The 15,728-nt window shown below is 74.6% G+C and carries 14 protein-coding genes and 4 pseudogenes; 6 read left to right on the forward strand and 12 right to left on the reverse strand.

The features are described 5' to 3' along the window. Positions 1–10: 10 nt before the first annotated feature. Both mycP and ABZ565_RS15520 read right to left on the reverse strand, forming a co-directional pair. A complete protein-coding gene (gene mycP / locus ABZ565_RS15515) occupies positions 11–1,183 on the reverse strand; it encodes a type VII secretion-associated serine protease mycosin (RefSeq protein WP_361025860.1) in 1,173 nt (390 codons plus the stop codon). Further along, positions 1,180–1,917 (reverse strand): hypothetical protein, encoded by a 738-nt coding sequence (locus ABZ565_RS15520; protein WP_361025908.1) that lies wholly within the window; start codon positions 1,915–1,917, stop codon positions 1,180–1,182. The genes mycP and ABZ565_RS15520 overlap by 4 nt, the downstream gene beginning before the upstream one ends. A gap of 312 nt (positions 1,918–2,229) precedes the next feature. On the opposite strand from ABZ565_RS15520, the gene ABZ565_RS15525 reads away from it, so the two are divergent. Further along, on the forward strand, positions 2,230–3,432 hold the full coding sequence (locus ABZ565_RS15525; protein WP_361025863.1) for an amino acid deaminase/aldolase: 1,203 nt from the start codon (positions 2,230–2,232) through the stop codon (positions 3,430–3,432). Between the two features lie 3 nt (positions 3,433–3,435). On the opposite strand, the gene ABZ565_RS15530 is transcribed toward ABZ565_RS15525, so the two are convergent. From ABZ565_RS15530 to ABZ565_RS15545, 4 genes and pseudogenes are all read right to left on the reverse strand, one after another. Beyond that, positions 3,436–4,365, reverse strand: coding sequence for a DUF2510 domain-containing protein (locus ABZ565_RS15530; protein WP_361025866.1), 930 nt, complete (start codon positions 4,363–4,365; stop codon positions 3,436–3,438). Positions 4,366–4,386: 21 nt separating this feature from the next. Beyond that, on the reverse strand, positions 4,387–5,175 hold the full coding sequence (locus tag ABZ565_RS15535; protein ID WP_361025869.1) for a 3-oxoacyl-ACP reductase: 789 nt from the start codon (positions 5,173–5,175) through the stop codon (positions 4,387–4,389). 6 nt (positions 5,176–5,181) lie between these two features. Continuing rightward, positions 5,182–6,547, reverse strand: a pseudogene (locus ABZ565_RS15540) (aldehyde dehydrogenase family protein). 40 nt (positions 6,548–6,587) lie between these two features. Further along, positions 6,588–7,956: pseudogene (locus ABZ565_RS15545) on the reverse strand (glutamine synthetase family protein). A 145-nt stretch (positions 7,957–8,101) separates the two neighbouring features. Between ABZ565_RS15545 and ABZ565_RS15550 the strand changes: the two are divergent. Then, entirely contained in the window at positions 8,102–8,761 is a 660-nt protein-coding gene (locus ABZ565_RS15550; RefSeq protein WP_361025911.1) for a gamma-glutamyl-gamma-aminobutyrate hydrolase family protein, read from the forward strand. Here the strand turns inward: ABZ565_RS15550 and ABZ565_RS15555 are convergent. From ABZ565_RS15555 to ABZ565_RS15570, 4 genes are all read right to left on the reverse strand, one after another. Next, on the reverse strand, positions 8,758–9,720 hold the full coding sequence (locus ABZ565_RS15555) for an aminoglycoside phosphotransferase family protein (RefSeq protein WP_361025872.1): 963 nt from the start codon (positions 9,718–9,720) through the stop codon (positions 8,758–8,760). The genes ABZ565_RS15550 and ABZ565_RS15555 overlap by 4 nt on opposite strands. Next, positions 9,717–10,199: a GNAT family N-acetyltransferase gene (locus ABZ565_RS15560; protein ID WP_361025875.1), complete on the reverse strand. Its 483-nt coding sequence runs from the start codon at positions 10,197–10,199 to the stop codon at positions 9,717–9,719. The genes ABZ565_RS15555 and ABZ565_RS15560 overlap by 4 nt, the downstream gene beginning before the upstream one ends. An 86-nt stretch (positions 10,200–10,285) precedes the next feature. After that, the gene (locus tag ABZ565_RS15565) at positions 10,286–10,660 is read right to left on the reverse strand and encodes a DUF4267 domain-containing protein (RefSeq protein WP_361025878.1); all 375 of its coding nucleotides are present in this window, start codon (positions 10,658–10,660) and stop codon (positions 10,286–10,288) included. 54 nt (positions 10,661–10,714) lie between these two features. Further along, positions 10,715–11,524 carry a zinc-binding dehydrogenase gene (locus ABZ565_RS15570; protein WP_361025881.1) on the reverse strand — a complete coding sequence of 270 codons (810 nt, stop codon included), beginning with the start codon at positions 11,522–11,524 and terminating at the stop codon, positions 10,715–10,717. 249 nt (positions 11,525–11,773) lie between these two features. Between ABZ565_RS15570 and ABZ565_RS15575 the strand changes: the two genes are divergently transcribed. The 3 genes and pseudogenes from ABZ565_RS15575 to ABZ565_RS15585 all read left to right on the forward strand — a co-directional run. Further along, positions 11,774–12,223 carry a helix-turn-helix domain-containing protein gene (locus ABZ565_RS15575; protein WP_361025884.1) on the forward strand — a complete coding sequence of 150 codons (450 nt, stop codon included), beginning with the start codon at positions 11,774–11,776 and terminating at the stop codon, positions 12,221–12,223. A 122-nt stretch (positions 12,224–12,345) separates the two neighbouring features. Next, a pseudogene (locus tag ABZ565_RS15580) lies at positions 12,346–12,510 on the forward strand (leucine zipper domain-containing protein); the annotation flags it as partial. A gap of 100 nt (positions 12,511–12,610) precedes the next feature. Next, a pseudogene (locus ABZ565_RS15585) lies at positions 12,611–12,826 on the forward strand (integrase core domain-containing protein); the annotation flags it as partial. On the opposite strand, the gene ABZ565_RS15590 reads toward ABZ565_RS15585, so the two are convergent. Next, a complete protein-coding gene (locus tag ABZ565_RS15590) occupies positions 12,817–13,764 on the reverse strand; it encodes a LysR family transcriptional regulator (protein WP_361025886.1) in 948 nt (315 codons plus the stop codon). The pseudogene ABZ565_RS15585 and the gene ABZ565_RS15590 overlap by 10 nt on opposite strands. 70 nt (positions 13,765–13,834) lie before the next feature. Here ABZ565_RS15590 and ABZ565_RS15595 point away from each other — a divergent pair, with 70 nt between their 5' ends. Continuing rightward, positions 13,835–14,983: a TDT family transporter gene (locus ABZ565_RS15595; RefSeq protein ID WP_361025914.1), complete on the forward strand. Its 1,149-nt coding sequence runs from the start codon at positions 13,835–13,837 to the stop codon at positions 14,981–14,983. A 31-nt stretch (positions 14,984–15,014) separates the two neighbouring features. Here the strand turns inward: ABZ565_RS15595 and ABZ565_RS15600 are convergent, their stop codons facing one another. After that, positions 15,015–15,560, reverse strand: coding sequence for a helix-turn-helix transcriptional regulator (locus ABZ565_RS15600; RefSeq protein WP_143625543.1), 546 nt, complete (start codon positions 15,558–15,560; stop codon positions 15,015–15,017). Positions 15,561–15,728: the final 168 nt, after the last annotated feature.

The following is a 15,728-nucleotide window of genomic DNA, read 5'->3' on the forward strand; positions in this document are numbered from 1 at the left end:
CGGCGCACGGTCAGCGGTTCCGGCCGAGCGGGGAGCGGCCGCGCCACAACAGCGCGCCCGCCGCCAGCAGGAGCACGCCGAGGCCCCCGGCCGCCGGGGCGAGCCATCCGGCCGGTCCGTCGTCCCCGGGCTCTGGCGTGGGCCCGGCGCCGAAGTACCGCTTGCGGTATCCGGCCGGGGCGGAGCCGCCGCGTGCGTCGGCGGAGCGGAGGCCGCCGCCCGCCTCGATGGCCGCCGCCGGGTCGACGATCCCGTGGCCGCGTGCGTCGTCGCGGCCGCCGGCGGGGGCGTCGCGCGCGGTGTCGGTGAGCAGCTTCCTGATCTGCGCGGGCGTGAGCCCGGGGTGCGCGGACTTCACGAGGGCCACCGCGCCGGAGACGAACGCGGCGGCGGCGGACGTGCCCCACTCCACGTAGTACTTGCGGTCGGGCGCCGGTACGACGATGTCGTCGCCGGGGGCGCTCACGGTGGCGTACCAGCGGCGGGTGGAGAACGAGGCATGGGTGCCGTACCGGTCCACGGCCGCGGCGGCGATCACCCCGGGGTAGGCGGCGGGGTACGAGATGTGGTCGCCCTTCTCGCCCCCGTTGCCGGCCGAGGCGACGACGACGGCGCCCTTCTTCAGCGCGTACTGGACGGCCGCGTCCTCGCCGGGCTCGGGGTGCGCGGACTCGCTGTCGTCGCCGAGGGAGAGGTTGATGACGTCGGCGCCGTGGTCGGCGGCCCAGCGGATGCCGTCGGCGAGCGCGGTGCCCCGGGTCCTGCGGGCCTCGGCGCGGTCCGGGTCGCTCGCTTCGAGGATGACGCGGACCGGGAGGATCTTCGCCTCGGGCGCGATGCCGAGGACGCCGTCGGCGCGTCCGCTGCCGTGGCCCCGGCCCGCGATGATCCCGGCCATGGCGGTGCCGTGTCTGGCCCATGCCTTGTCGCCGCGCCCGGCGCCGAAGCCGATGAGGTCCTTGCCGGGCAGGACCTGCCCCGCGAGATCGGGCAGGCTGCCGTCGACCCCGGTGTCGACCACGGCGACGGTGACACCCTTGCCGCGCGTGGTCTCCCAGGCCCGGTCGGTGTGCAGGGCGGCCAGGCCCCACTGCTGGGCCCGGATGGTGTCCGCGCCGGCGGGGGTCGCGGGGAGCAAGGCGAGGGCGGCGGCCGCGCAGAGGACGCCCAGGGCGTGTTTCAACGCGACCGCTCCGTGAGGTCGGCGACGTGGGTACGCAGCGCGCGTTCGACGCCGTCGGAGAGGCCCTTGGCCTCGTGGCCGAGTCCGGCCTGCGCGGCGGGGGTCGTGGCGCCGGTGGCCATGGCCCGGTCGGCGGGCTGGGGCGGGGCGCTCACGCGTCCGTCGGCGAACCCGGTCACGGCGAAGGCGACGACGGGGATCTCGGTCAGCACGTGGACGGACCAGCTGGCGCGCTGCCGGGCGCCGAACGAGGCGGCCGGGCCGGCCTTCACGGGGTAGGCGCGGGGCAGCAGGTCGGTGCGGCGGTCGAGGTGCTGGTCGGCGAACCGGGCGCCGAGGGCCCGCATCGCGTCGGTGTCGGCCTCGGTGAAGACGAGCCCGACCGTCGTGACGCTGCTGGCGGTCGCGTCGGTGTACGTGGCGCGCAGGACGCGGGCGCAGCCGACCGTACGCAGCGTCTTGGCGAGCAGCGGGTCGAGCGCGTCGGCGCAGCCGCTGTCGGGTGCGACGGCGAGCCTCGTCCAGACCCGGTCGGCGCCGCCGGGTCCTGCGCCGTCGCCCTTCAGGGTGCGGGGGAAGAGGGCGTCCACGGGGATGCTGTGCCAGGCTTCCCGGCCCACGCTGTACGCGCTGCGGGCGGCGGGATCGTCGTCGGCGCCTTCGGTGAGCCGGCTGCCGGCGGCGGCCCCGGCGATCAGTCCGAGCCCGAGGACGCCGCAGACACCGGCGGCCAGGGCCCGGCGTGGGCGGCCCGGCGTCTCGGGCTGCGGCGGGGCGGCGGGGGGCGGCGGGGGCTCGTACGGCGGCGCGTGGGGCGGGGCCGCCGGGCGGGGCGGGACGGGGGCGCGCCGTGCTTCGGTGCTCATCCGCCCCCCTGGTCCGTTCCGTACCGCGCGTCCCCCGCCCGCGGGCGGGGCCCCGTTCGCCGCGTGGGCGTCACTCTACGGGCTGCGGAGACCCCGGTGGGAGCGGGCGGTCCGCCCACCGGCGGATCTGCACGGATCATCCCCCTACCCAGCGGTAGAACCGTCTGGCAAGCTGCGGCCATGACTGCCCGAGCCACTGACCGGGCCCGTTACGACCGGGCCACCGCCCATCTCGACGCTCCCGTCGCCGTCGTGGATCTGGAGGCGTTCGACGCCAACGCGGACGACCTCGTACGCCGGGCGGCGGGCAAGCCGGTCCGGGTGGCGAGCAAGTCGGTGCGCTGCCGGTCCCTGCTGGAGCGGGTGCTGGCCCGGACCGGGTTCGCCGGGATCATGTCGTTCACGCTCGCGGAGTCGCTGTGGCTGGCCCGGGCCGGATTCGACGACGTGCTGCTGGCGTACCCCTCGGCCGACCGCCCGGCGTACGCGGAGCTGGCCGCCGATCCGAAGCTCGCCGCCGCCGTGACGGTGATGGTGGACGACCACGCCCAGCTGGACCTGATCGACGCGGCGCGGGCGGGCGGCACGCAGGAGATCCGGGTCTGCCTGGAGCTGGACACCTCGCTGCGGATGCTCGGCGGCCGGGTCCGGATCGGGGCCCTGCGTTCACCGCTGCGCTCCCCCGCCCAGCTGGCGGACCTGGCCAGGTCCGTGGTCCGGCGCCCCGGTTTCCGGCTGGTGGGGCTGATGGCGTACGAGGGGCACATCGCGGGCGTCGGGGACTCGGTGGCGGGGCGTCCGCTGCGGTCCCGGGCGATCCGGCTGATGCAGGCCACGGCCCGCAAGGAGCTGGCGGCCCGGCGGGCCGAGGTGGTGCGGGCGGTCCGGGCCGTGGCGCCGGACCTGGAGTTCGTGAACGGGGGCGGCACGGGCAGCGTGCAGCACACGGCGGCGGAGGACGCGGTGACGGAGATCGCCGCCGGCTCGGGGCTGTACGTGCCGCGCCTGTTCGACAACTACACCTCGTTCACCGCCCGCCCGGCGGCCCTGTTCGCGCAGCCCGTGGTGCGGCGGCCGGGCGTGGGCGTGGTGACGGTGCTCGGGGGCGGCTATCCGGCGTCGGGCGCGGCCGGGGTGGACCGGCTGCCGGTGCCGTATCTCCCGGAGGGGCTGCGCTACGACCCGCAGGAGGGCCCCGGCGAGGTGCAGACCCCGCTGCTGGGGGCCCCGGCCGATGATCTGCTGATCGGTGACAAGGTGTGGTTCCGGCACGCGAAGGCCGGTGAGCTGTGCGAGCGGTTCGACGCGCTGCACCTGATCGAGGGCGACCGGGTGACGGCGACGGTGCCGACGTACCGGGGCGAGGGCCGTACGTTCCTCTAGCCGCTAGCCGGCCGGGTGCTCGACGGAGCTGCCGACTCCGCCGTCCGTGGTGGTGTCGCCGATGGGGCGGATGCCTCGCGTGAGGGTGTCCATGAGGGCCAGGGGCGGTCCGTCGGGGCCGGCGTCGAAGGCGTACCGCACGATGACGGGCGACTCGCTGCCGGTGGGCGAGGGGAAGGCGAGGGACTGCACGTAGCCGCCGGGGCCCTTGGCGGTGGTGATCTTCCAGCGGACGTAGTAGCCGGTACGGCCGGCCACGGTGACCTCACCGGCGGCGGTCTGCCGGTGCGCGGTGATGCCGCCGTGGATGCGCCGGCCGAGGATGTCCTCGTCGTAGGCGCGGTCGGCGGCTTCGGTGATGTCCTCCTTGGCGAGGGCTTCGGGGGTGGTGGCGTCGGTGCCGCCAGGGGTCCGGGTGGTGACGGTGCCGGGATAGCAGTACGAGGCGGACGCGCCGGGGCACTCGTACGACTTCTCGGTGCGCATCGTGAGGAGTTGCCCGGAGGTCCGCTCGGGCCGCTCCCAGCCGTCCGGGATGGGCAGCGTGATGCCGTTGAGCTGGTCGGTGAGCACGTCGGCGTCCTCGTGCACGGGTGTGCCGTCCGGTGAGGGGTCGTCGTCGCCGGGGACCCCGTCGGCGCCGGTCCGGGTGGGCGACTGCGAGGCGTGGGCGGCCGGGGCCGCCGGCTCGTCGTTCCCGGTGAGGAGCACGGCCCCGGTGACGACGGCGCCGACGACGACCGCTCCGGCCACCACGAGCGCGACGGCCCGGGCGCTCCCGCCGCCCCGCGGAACCGGGGCGGGGGCGGGGAGGTGGACGGGCGCGGCGGCGGGCGCCCGGGTGTGGGCGGTCCACGCCGTCCCGTCCCACCAGCGCTCGGTGCCGGGCGCCGAGGTGTCCGGATACCAGCCGGGCGGGGTCGGGTAGCTCATCGCTCCACTCTAGAGAGAGGTCTACAGCGGTGTGACGTAGGCGCCGGAGATACCGCCGTCCACCAGGAAGTCGGTGGCGTTGACGAACGAGGAGTCATCGCTCGCCAGGAAGGCGACGGCGGCGGCGATCTCGGTGGCCTCGGCGAACCGGCCGAGCGGGATGTGCACCAGCCTGCGGGCCGCCCGCTCCGGGTCCTTGGCGAACAGCTCCTGGAGCAGCGGGGTGTTGACCGGCCCCGGGCAGAGCGCGTTGACGCGGATGCCTTCGCGGGCGAACTGGACGCCCAGTTCGCGGGTCATCGCCAGCACCCCGCCCTTGGACGCGGTGTACGAGATCTGCGAGGTGGCCGCGCCCATCCGGGCCACGAAGGAGGCGGTGTTGATGATGGAGCCCCGGCCCTGGCGGCGCATGTACGGCAGGGCGGCCTTGCAGCACAGATAGACGGAGGTGAGGTTGACGTCCTGGACGCGCTTCCACGCCTCCAGTTCCGTGGTGAGGATGGAGTCGTCCTCGGGCGGCGAGATACCCGCGTTGTTGAACGCGATGTCGACGGAGCCGTAGGTGTCGTCGGCCGTACGGAACAGCTCGGCGACCTGTCCGGGGTCGGTCACGTCGACGCGTACGAAGGTGCCGCCGACCGCTTCGGCCGCCGCCTCGCCGGCCTTCGCGTCGATGTCGCCGCACACGACGTTCGCCCCCTCGGAGGCGAGCCGGTGGGCGGTGGCCAGGCCGATGCCGCTGCCGGCGCCGGTGATGACGGCGGTGCGGCCGACGAGGCGGCGGCAGATGTTCCCGTGGTCCGTGGTCATTCCGGTTCAGACCTCCGTGCTCAGGAAGACGTTCTTGGTCTCGGTGAAGGCGGTGAGGGCGTCGGGCCCCAGCTCGCGCCCGACGCCGGACTGCTTGAACCCGCCGAACGGGGTCCAGTAGCGCACCGCGGAGTGCGAGTTGACGGAGAGGTTGCCCGCCCGGACGGCCCGGGACACGCGCAGGGCGCGCCCCACGTCACGGGTCCAGAGCGAGCCGGCGAGCCCGTAGTCGGTGGCGTTGGCGAGCCGCACGGCGTCCGCCTCGTCCTCGAAGGGCAGCACGACGGCGACGGGCCCGAACACCTCCTCGGTGGCGACGGGCGCGTCCGCCGGGACGTCGGTGAGGACGGTCGGCGGGAACCAGAAGCCGGGCCCCCCGGGGCGCGCTCCCCCGGATCGCGGCGGCGCCCTCGGGGACGTAACCGCGTACGCGTTCGAGTTGCGTACGGGAGATGAGCGGGCCCATCCGGGTCTTCTCGTCGGCGGGGTCGCCGACGCGGAACGCCTCGACGGCCGGGGCCAGGTGTTCCAGGAAGCGGTCGTACGCGGAGCGCTGGACGAGGATGCGGGTGCGGGCGCAGCAGTCCTGGCCGGCGTTGTCCAGGAAGGAGTCGGGCGCGGCGGCCGCTGCGGCCTCGATGTCGGCGCCGGCGAAGACGATGCTGGGGCTCTTGCCGCCGAGTTCGAGGGTGACCCGCTTGAGGCGGTCGGCGCACTTGGCCATGATCCGCTTGCCGGTGCGGGTGGAGCCGGTGAACACAATCTTGGCGACGTCCGGGTGTTCGACCAGGGCGTTGCCGGCCTCGTCGCCCGCGCCGGGCAGGACCTGGAAGAGGTGTTCGGGCAGGCCCGCCTCCAGGGCGAGCTCCGCGAGGCGGAGGGCGGTGAGCGGGGTGGTCTCGGCGGGTTTCAGGATCACCGCGTTGCCGGCGGCGAGGGCGGGGGCGGTGCCCCAGGCGGCGATGGGCATCGGGAAGTTCCAGGGGGCGATGACGCCGACGACCCCCAGGGGTTCCAGGAAGGTGACGTCGATGCCGCCGGGGACGGGGATCTGCCGGCCGTTGAGCCGTTCCGCTCCGCCGGCGGCGTAGTCGAGCAGGTCGCGGACGTTGCCGGCCTCCCAGCGGGCGTTGCCGATGGTGTGGCCGGCCTCCCGGACCTCCAGCCCGGCCAGTTCCTCGGTGCGGGCGTCGACGGCGGCGGCGAACCGGCGCAGCAGCCGGGCCCGGTCGGCGGGGGCGAGCCCGGCCCAGGTGTGCTGGGCGGCGGTGGCGCGGACGACGGCGGTGTGGACGTCCGGGGCGGGGGTGGCGGGGACGGTGGCGACGACCTCTTCGGTCGCCGGGTTCAGGACGTGGTGCTCGTGGATCACGTGGTCCTCGCAGCGGTCGTGGGCCTCGAAGACGTCGTGCTCACAGGCGTTCGAAGGAGCGGCGCAGTTCCCAGTCGGTCACCGCGGCGTCGAAGGCGTCGAGTTCGACGCGGGCCATGGTCCGGTAGTGCGCCACGACGTCCTCGCCGAACGCCTCGCGGGCGATCGCGCTGTTCTCCCAGAGCGCGGCGGCCTCCCGCAGCGTGGCCGGGACCTGGTCGTATGCGGCGGTGTAGGCGTTGCCCTCGCAGGGTCCGGGGAGTTCGAGCTTGTGCTCGATGCCGTACAGCCCTGCGGCGACGAGGCCGGCGACGGCCAGGTACGGATTGACGTCACCGCCGGGAAGCCGGTTCTCGAAGCGCAGGGATGCGCCGTGGCCGACGACGCGCAGGGCGCAGGTGCGGTTGTCGTGGCCCCAGGCGACGGCGGTCGGGGCGAAGGAGCCGGGGCGCAGCCGCTTGTACGAGTCGATGTTCGGCGCGAAGAGGAGGGAGAGGTCGCGCAGGGCGGCGAGCTGCCCGGCCAGGAAGTGCCGCATCACGGGTGCCATGGCGCCGTCCGCAGCGGCCATGACGGAGCGTCCGGGGTCGGTGGTGGAGCGCAGCGAGAGGTGGATGTGGCAGCTGTTGCCCTCGCGTTCGTTGAACTTGGCCATGAAGGTGAGCGCCATGCCCTCCTGGGCGGCGATCTCCTTGGCGCCGGTCTTGTAGACAGCGTGCTGGTCGCAGGTGACCAGGGCCTCGTCGTAGCGGAACACGATCTCGTGCTGGCCGGGGTTGCACTCGCCCTTGGCCGACTCGACGGCCAGGCCCGCGCCCGCCATCTCGTTGCGGATGCGGCGCAGCAGGGGTTCGACGCGGCCGGTCCCGAGGACGGAGTAGTCGACGTTGTACTGGTTGACGGGGGTCAGGTCGCGGTAGCCCCGGTCCCACGCCTGCTCGTAGGTGTCCTTGAAGACGATGAACTCCAGCTCGGTCCCGACGTGGGCGGTGTAGCCGTGGGCGGCGAGGCGTTCGAGCTGGCGGCGCAGGATCTGCCGGGGCGCGGCGGTGACGGGCGCGCCGTCGGCCCAGGCGAGGTCGGCGAGGACCAGGGCGGTGCCCTCGTGCCACGGCACCGGGCGCAGGGTGGTGAGGTCGGGGCGCATGGCGAAGTCGCCGTATCCGTTGTCCCAGGAGGACATGGCGTAGCCCGTCGACGGTGTTCATGTCGGTGTCGACGGCGAGGAGGTAGGCGCAGCCCTCGGTGCCGTGGCGGACGACCTCGTCGAGGAAGAAGGGGGCGGCGAAGCGTTTGCCCTGGAGCCGTCCCTGCATGTCGGGGAAGGCCAGGACGACGGTGTCGATCTCCCCGCTGTGCACGAGACGGCGCAGGTCCGGGAGTGCGAGCGGGGCGGTGCGGTCGGACACGGACGGGTCCTCTCCTCGCGGGCCGGCTGGCGCGTACCCAAATCTATGGGCAGGCCGGGTGTTGTGGGTGCGGTGCCGGGGTGTTCCGCGCGCCGTACGAGGGAGTGCACCGGTGAGCCGTCCGCTGGTCGGGATCAGCACCTGACTGGTGGCTTCGGCGCGCTGGGGCGTCTGGGACCTGCCGGCGGCGCTGGTGCCCGCCGGGTACGCCCGGATGGTGCGGGAGGCGGGCGGCCTGGCCGTGTTGCTGCCGCCGGACGCGCCGGACCTGGCGGCCGCGACCGTGGCCCGGCTGGACGCGGTGGTGGTGGCGGGCGGTCCCGATGTGGACCCGGCGCGGTACGGGGCCGCGCGCGACCCGCGCACCGGGCCGCCGGCGCCGGAGCGCGCCCTCTGGGAGGCGGCTCTGATCGGGGCGGCGCTGGAGTCGGGGACGCCGTTGCTCGGGGTGTGCCGGGGGATGCAGCTGCTGAACGTGGTGTGCGGGGGCACCCTGACCCAGCATCTGGACGGCCACGGCGGTCCGGGCGGGGCGACGGGCGTGTTCGGCTCGCACCCGGTGACGCCGGTCCCGGGCACCCGGTACGCCTCGCTGGTGCCCGACCCGTGCGAGGTCCCGGCCTACCACCACCAGGCCGTGGACCGGATCGGCTCCGGCCTGGTGGCGTCGGCGCACGCGGCGGACGGCACCGTGGAGGCGGTGGAACTCCCCGGCGACCACTGGGTCCTGGCGGTGCAGTGGCATCCGGAGATGGGCGACGACTTCCGCGTGGTGCGGGGGCTGGTGGAGGCGGTGGAGCGCTAGCCGATCCGTTGGCGCAGCCAGGTCAGGGCGGCGGCGCCCTGGGCGGCCTGGAAGGCCCGGAGCGTCGGCAGGCCGGGCGGGGCTGGGCGCAGCGCGTGCTCCGCGAAGTACCCGGCGACGGCGGCGAGTACGGCGGTGACGGCGCCGGGGTCCGCGTCCCGGCCGAGCGGGTGGGCGGTGAACAGGGCCTCCGGGCCGGGGCCGCCCTCTCCGGAGGCGTAGCCCTGGGCCGCCACGCACGGGAGCATCACCAGCAGGTCGAACCAGGGCGCGGCGCGCACCGCGTGCGGCCAGTCCACGAAGACGGTGCGGTCCTCGGTGAGCAGGATGTTGTCGGCGCGCAGGTCGCTGTGGGCGAGGGTGTCCCCGGCGGCGGCCTCGGACCAGCCGGTCTCCAGCTCCGCGAGGGCGGCGAGGTGGCCGGCGGCCCAGGGGTCGAGGCGGGCGTCGCCGCCGGCGGCATGCAGAGTGCGCCAGCCGTCGAACATCGAGGACTTGCCCCAGGCGGCCGCGGTCACGTCGGCCGGGGCCGGGGTGAGGGCGCGGGAGAGGTCGCCGACGGCCGTCAGGACCCGGTCCAGCTCGGTCCGGTCCCAGGGCACCCGGGGCTGGCGGCCGTCGATGTCCTCCAGCACGAGGGCGACGCAGCTGCCGTCGTCGTACGAGCCGAGCAGCCGGGGCGCCGGGGCGTGCCGCGGCAGGGCTGCCGTGAAGCGGGCCTCGGCGCGGTGCATGTCCGGGCTGTCCGGGTTCACCTCGGCGCTCACCGCCTTGACGAAGGCCCGGCCGCCGTTCGCGAGCCGGACCCGGGCGGCGACCCCGGGCGAGAAGCCGCCGCTCTGGCTGCGGGCCTCGGTGACCGGTGCGCCGAGGATGTCCTCGACGGCTGCGCGTACGGTGGCGGGCAGGCCGGACCAGGGGTGGCGGACGCCCTGCGCGGGCGGTGCGGTGGTGGTCATCGGTGCGTCTCCCCCGGTCGGGTCCAGGTCAGCGGCATCGGCCCGGAGGGGTCTCCGTAACCCAGCGAGCGGTACAGGCCCTCGCCCTCGGGGGTCGCGGTCAGGTTGATCCGGGAGCACCCGGCCTCGACCAGGTGGTCGTGGACGGCCCGGAAGGTCAGGCGGGCGTATCCCTGCCGCCGGTGGCCCGGGTCGGTGGCGACCGAGGCGATGTGCCCGACGTACGGGGCACGGCCCGGCCGGGGCAGGGACCACGTGTACTGGCCCGCCGTGCTGGACAGCAGCCGGTCCCCGGCGTCGATCACATAGGCGACGAACTGCGGGTCGCCGACGAGCCGTTCGCGGAAGTACGCCTCGCACACCGGGGTCCAGCCGGGCTCCGGGACGAGGCCCATGGAAGCGAACATGACCAGGCGCAGCCGGGTGACCTCGGCGGCGTCGTCCGCGCCGGCGCGTCTCAGGTGCGGCGGTGTGCTCATGGGGCGTCCTTTCGGTGGGTGCCGTACCCCGACAGGGTGTCGTGCCCGGCCCGGCACGTCGCCCCCTTTTTCAGGGCCGGGCCCAGTCAGACCAGGAGTCCGACGCCGGTCAGCAGCATCACTGCGGAGGTCGCGGCGTGGACTCCGTACGCGGTCGCCTTCGGCCCGCCGCTGCGCAGCACGACCAGCGCGTCCCCGGCGGGTATCAGGCCGAACACCAGGAGGTACCAACCGAGGACCGACGAGCTCGCGACGGCCATCAGTACGAAGAGGAAGGCACCGGGCCCGATCTCCCGCAGCCCCTTCACGCGCAGCCAGGACTGGAATCCGGGGTCCTCGACCGGAGCGCCGGGAATGCCGAAACCGACGGCGTCCCGCGGTCTGACGAAGGCGTTCGCGCCCATGAGGATGAGGCCCGCGCCGAGGAGACCGGCGACGACGGTGGCAAGCGTGGTGAGCATCGGCTGTCCTGACGTAGGAGAGTGTCGTGGTCGTCGGGTACGCGTGACGTGGCGTCAGGGGACGAGGACGATCCGCCCTCGGACGCCGCCCTCCGCCATCGCCCGGTAGGCGTCGGCCGCCTTGTCGAGCGGCACGACGGTGTGGACGCGCGTCGGCAGCTGCCCCGCCGCCACCCGCTCCAGCAGACCGGCGAGCAGCGGGCCGTCGGGGCGGGCGAAGATCACCTCGACGGTGATGCCGCGTTCCTCGGGGAGCCTGGCGGCGGGCTGCACGCCCACGAAGCGGCCGCCGTCGTGCACCGCCCCGAGGGCCGGCGCCTGGAGGGCTCCGGCGTCGAGGACGGCGTCCCATCCCCGGCCGGGTTCGGTGGTGAAGTCGACGCGCAGGCCGCGGACGAACGGCTCGTCGGCCGCCCGCGCCAGTCCGGTCACCTGCCAGCCGCGCTCCTGGGCGAGCACGGCGGCGTACGCGCCCACCACACCGGCCGCACCGGTCACCAGCAGCCGCCGGGCGTCGCTCGGCGCCTCGCCGACGAGGTGGACGGCCTGGGCGGCGGCGGTGGCGTTGAGCGGCACCGTGGCCGCCGCGACGAGGTCGACTCCGTCCGGTACGGCGGCGACGTTCGCGGCGGGGACGACAAGGTGCTCGGCGTGGGAGCCGTGGTCGCGGTCGAAACCGTCGAGGAAGCCGGCGACCCGGCTGCCGGCCCGCAGCTCGACGTCCGGCCCGGCGGCCTCGACGGTGCCGGCGAAGTCCCAGCCGAGACCTGTCCAGTCGGGCTGGTGGACCATGCCCAGCCGGTGGAAGACGCCTGAGGCCACGCCCAGGTCGACCGGGTTGACAGCCGCAGCGGCGATTCTCACGCGGATCTCCCCGGCCCCCGGCTCGGCTACCGGCGCCTCGACGGTCTCGATGGACTGGGGACCGGACGGAACGCGGACCACAGCTCGCCGCGAAATTACCTGATTCATCATCAATTCCCTATTCCCGCAGGGCTCGTGTGGGGTCTTGCTCTCCCTGCTCCGGGACACCAGCATGGAAGAACCCGGTTACCACTGGGAAGTAGGCACCTTGAAGTAAGTAAGTCACCGAACCGAGGAGATGGCTGCCCCATGGCGACCAGCACCGCGTCCGAGCGACGAGCCGAGGCCAAGCGGGAGTACGACGCGTTTCTCGCGCTCTGCCCCAGCCGCCGGCTCCTGGAGCGGATTTCCGACAAGTGGGTCGCCCTCGTGCTCGCCGCGCTCGGCGGGGACGGCCCGCGCCCCGGGGAGACCACCGTCGGAGAGGCGCGGCCCCTGCGCTTCTCCGAGTTGTCGCGCCGGATCTCGGGCGTGAGCCAGAAGATGCTGACGCAGACCCTGCGCGCGCTGGAGCGGGACGGGATGGTGACCAGGACGGTGACCCCGACCGTGCCCGTCACCGTCAGCTATGAGCTCACCGATCTCGGCCACTCGCTCCAGCAGGTCATGCGGGACATCAAGAAGTGGGCGGAGACCAATATGGAGGAGGTCCTCACCCATCGCGACGCCTATGACCAGGGAAAGAACGGCGCCCCCTAGGTGTATTGGTCACGAGCGTTGTCGACACGGGGATTTGGGTCAGAGGCGAAGACCTCCGGTGTGGTGGGAGCTGTCCAGGAACTCACCGCCCGGAGGTCTTCGTACCCCGCCGTGATGCCCGGCTGACGGTCTTCGGGAGGCGTCTGCTGGTCGAACGTGTCGTGTCCGGTCGTCCGGTCGCCCATGTCGCTGCCGAGACGGGGATCTCGCGGGCGACCGCACATCAATGGGTGCGGCGGTGGCGGGCCGGGGGCGAAGCGGGCCTGGCCGACCGCTCCAGCAGGCCTTGACGACACCGCACCGCACGGCGGCCGCGATCGAGGTCCACGTCTGCGATCTGCGCCGGACCCGCAAGCTCGGACCCGCGTGGACCGGCCCTGTCCCCTCACCCGCCCCTACCGGCCTCAGACCAACGGCGAAGTCGAACGCTTCAACCGCACCCTCGCCGACGCATGGGCCCACCTGAAGCCCCGCACTTCCAACGACGAGCGGACAGCGGCCCTGGCGGACTTCCTCCGCACCTGCAACCACCACCGCTGCCACACCGCACTCGGAGACCAACCCCCGATCAGCCTCGTCAACAACCCTGCGGGTCAAGACACCAGGCCGTGCCCCCCGGACGGTTCCGACCGGGTCAGGGCGAGCAGGTCGCGGGCCGGGCCCGCGGGGCGGTGGCCCGAGGGCCAGACCGCGCGCAGCTGGCGGCGCAGCCGGGCCCCGGCGATGGGGACCTTGACCAGGCGGCGGGCGGACAGCTCCTCGCCGAGCGCGAGCTCGCTCAGGACGCAGGGGCCGGCGCCGCTCTCCGCCGCGCCCTTGACGGCGGTGGTCGAGGAGAGTTCCAGGAGCGGCGGGGCCAGCGGTCCGTGGACGGCGAGCGCGGCGTCCAGGACCTGGCGGGTGCCGGAGCCGTGCTCGCGCAGGATCAGCGGGGTCGCGGCCAGCTCGCCCGGGGTCAGCGGGGTGCGGCGGCGGGCCCACGGGTGGGCGGGGGCGACCACGACGACGAGGCGGTCGTGGGCGATGACCGTGCCGTCGAGCCCTTCCGGAACGGACAGGCCCTCCACGAAGCCCAGGTCCGCCTCGCCGCTCAGCAGCCGCTCGGCGACCACCGCGGAGTTCCCGGCGAGCAGCGAGACGGCGGTGCCGGGGCGTTCGGCGCGCAGGGCGATGAGCCAGCCGGGGAGCAGGTATTCGGCGATGGTCATGGAGGCGGCGACCCGCAATCGGGAGTCGCGGCGGTCGCGCAGGGCCTGGGCGCCCGCGTCGAACGCCTCGGCGGCCTCCACGACCCGGCGCGCCCAGTCGGTGACCAGGGCGCCCGCGTCGGTGAGCCGGGAGCCCCGGGGCGAGCGGTCGAGGAGGGCGAGGCCGAGCTGCCGTTCCATCGAGCGGACGCGGCTGCTGGCGGCGGGCTGGGTGATGCCGACGTCCCGGGCGGCCCGGCCGAGGCTGCCGTGCCGGGCGACGGCGAGGAGCAGTTCCAGCGCGCCCAGGTCGGGCACCCGGTGGGACAGGGGGGCGGGCGGTTCGCTGGACATAAGTCCACCTTATGACCTCATAGGGCGGTGCTCCCTGGTGGGGTCCGATGCGGCCCGAAAGAATCGTGGCATGGCCATCCATCTGCGGACCCGCACCTCTCCCCCGTACTCCGGCACCCTCCGGCGGCCCACGCTGCGTCACTTCGGCCCCAACTGGTACGCCACCGTGATGGGCACCGCGATCGTCGCGAGCGCCGGTGCGGCGCTGCCGGTGCACGTGCCCGGGCTGCGCGGCGCGTGCACCGTGGTGTGGCTGGGCTCGGCGCTGCTGCTCGCCGCCGTGCTGGCCGCCCGCGCCGGGCACTGGGCGGCCCACCGCGACCAGGCGCGCGCCCATCTCGCGGACCAGGCCGTCGCACCGTTCTACGGCTGCCTGTCGATGGCGCTGCTGGCCGTCGGGGGCTCGGGCATGACCGTGGGCAAGGACCTCATCGGGCACCGGGCGGCGCTCGCGCTGGACGTGGTCCTGTACACGGCGGGCACGGTGACCGGTCTGGTGGCGGCCGTGGCGGTCCCGTACCTCATGATCGTGCGCCACCGCCCCGAGCCGGGCACCGCGTCCCCGGTGTGGCTGCTGCCGGTGGTGGCGCCGATGGTGTCGGCCGCGCTCGGCCCGCTGCTCGTGGCGGAGCTGCCCCCGGGGCAGGGGCGCGAGGCGCTGCTGCTGGGCTGCTACGCGATGTTCGGGCTGAGCCTGCTGGCGACGCTGGTCATGCTCCCGCTGGTCTACGGCCGGCTGGTGCACGGGGGCCCACTGCCGCTCGCCCTGACGCCCACCCTGTTCCTGGTGCTCGGTCCGCTGGGCCAGTCGACGACCGCGGTCAACGCGCTGGCCGATGTGGCGCCGGGCGCGATCGGAGGCCCGTACGCCTCGGCGCTGCGGGCCTTCGCGGTGCTGTACGGGGTGCCGGTGATGGGCTTCGCCCTGATGTGGCTGGCCCTGGCGGTGGCGCTGGTGGTGCGGGCGGCGGGGGGCGGCATGACGTTCTCGATGACCTGGTGGGGCTTCACGTTCCCCGTCGGCACGTGTGTGACGGGCGCCGCCGGACTGGCCCGGCACACCGGGCTGACCGCGTTCACCTGGCTGGCCGTCGCGCTGTACGTGCTGCTGGTGGCGGCATGGGCGGTGGCGGGGGCGCGCACGGTGCGCGGGCTGCTCAGCGGGGCGCTGCTCGCGGCGCCGCAGCGGCCGGCCCCGGTGGCGGCCCGTACCGCCTGAGGGGCGTCCCCCCCACGGCCCCCGGACGCGCTCAGCGCCGGGGGTCGGACGTCGCGTCGATGTGTTCGGCGACCGCGACGCACAGCAGCCGTGTGCCGGGGAGGGTGGCCCGCCAGCGGTGGCGGACCCCGCCGGACAGGAAGAGGGTGTCGCCCTGGACGAGCCGGTAGGCCCGGCCCTCGGCCTCCACTTCGGCGGCGCCCTCCGCGACGTACAGGAGCTCGTCGTTGCGGTGCTGGAACTCGCGCCCGAGGTCGAGCTCCCCGGTGAACTCCAGGGCGCTGAGCTGATGGCGCCCGCGGACCACCCGGTGCACCCCGTCCTCGTGGGCGGCGCGCACGACGTCGACCGCGCGCGCGGAGTCCGCGGCGGCGCGCAGCCGGGCCGTGGTGGTCTCCAGGGCCTCGGCGACCCGGTCGAGCGACCGGGCGCTGGGTCTGGCGCGTTCGTTCTCGATCTGGCTGAGGAACGGTACGGAAAGGCCGCTGCGCGAGGCGACGGCGGCCAGGGTGAGTCCCAGGGACCTGCGCTGTCGGCGGACCGCTGCGCCCACCCGGAGTGTTTCCTTCTCGTCCATGTCCGGCTCCCTCCCGTCGCCATCCTTCCGGTTACGGGCGCCGCGCGCACACCGTTACGCCAGGACGGCCCGGAAAGTGAGCACACCGCAACCTGTACAGCCAACACGAGGCTGTGCACCTGGTACGAACGGCTGGGGTTCGCAGCGAAGGGTGAAGTGCTGCTCTCC

Origin of the sequence: Streptomyces sp. NPDC016469 (genome assembly GCF_040632905.1) — a bacterium.
Classification (GTDB): Bacteria; Actinomycetota; Actinomycetes; order Streptomycetales; family Streptomycetaceae; genus Streptomyces.

Excerpts from the sequence above, each read along its gene's own strand:
- ABZ565_RS15525 (WP_361025863.1), top strand. The coding sequence starts at position 2,230 with ATGACTGCCCGAGCCACTGACCGGGCCCGTTACGACCGGGCCACCGCC.
- ABZ565_RS15530 (WP_361025866.1), bottom strand. The coding sequence starts at position 4,365 with ATGAGCTACCCGACCCCGCCCGGCTGGTATCCGGACACCTCGGCGCCC.
- ABZ565_RS15535 (WP_361025869.1), bottom strand. The coding sequence starts at position 5,175 with ATGACCACGGACCACGGGAACATCTGCCGCCGCCTCGTCGGCCGCACC.
- ABZ565_RS15555 (WP_361025872.1), bottom strand. The coding sequence starts at position 9,720 with ATGACCACCACCGCACCGCCCGCGCAGGGCGTCCGCCACCCCTGGTCC.
- ABZ565_RS15560 (WP_361025875.1), bottom strand. The coding sequence starts at position 10,199 with ATGAGCACACCGCCGCACCTGAGACGCGCCGGCGCGGACGACGCCGCC.
- ABZ565_RS15565 (WP_361025878.1), bottom strand. The coding sequence starts at position 10,660 with ATGCTCACCACGCTTGCCACCGTCGTCGCCGGTCTCCTCGGCGCGGGC.
- ABZ565_RS15575 (WP_361025884.1), top strand. The coding sequence starts at position 11,774 with ATGGCGACCAGCACCGCGTCCGAGCGACGAGCCGAGGCCAAGCGGGAG.
- ABZ565_RS15590 (WP_361025886.1), bottom strand. The coding sequence starts at position 13,764 with ATGTCCAGCGAACCGCCCGCCCCCCTGTCCCACCGGGTGCCCGACCTG.
- ABZ565_RS15595 (WP_361025914.1), top strand. The coding sequence starts at position 13,835 with ATGGCCATCCATCTGCGGACCCGCACCTCTCCCCCGTACTCCGGCACC.
- ABZ565_RS15600 (WP_143625543.1), bottom strand. The coding sequence starts at position 15,560 with ATGGACGAGAAGGAAACACTCCGGGTGGGCGCAGCGGTCCGCCGACAG.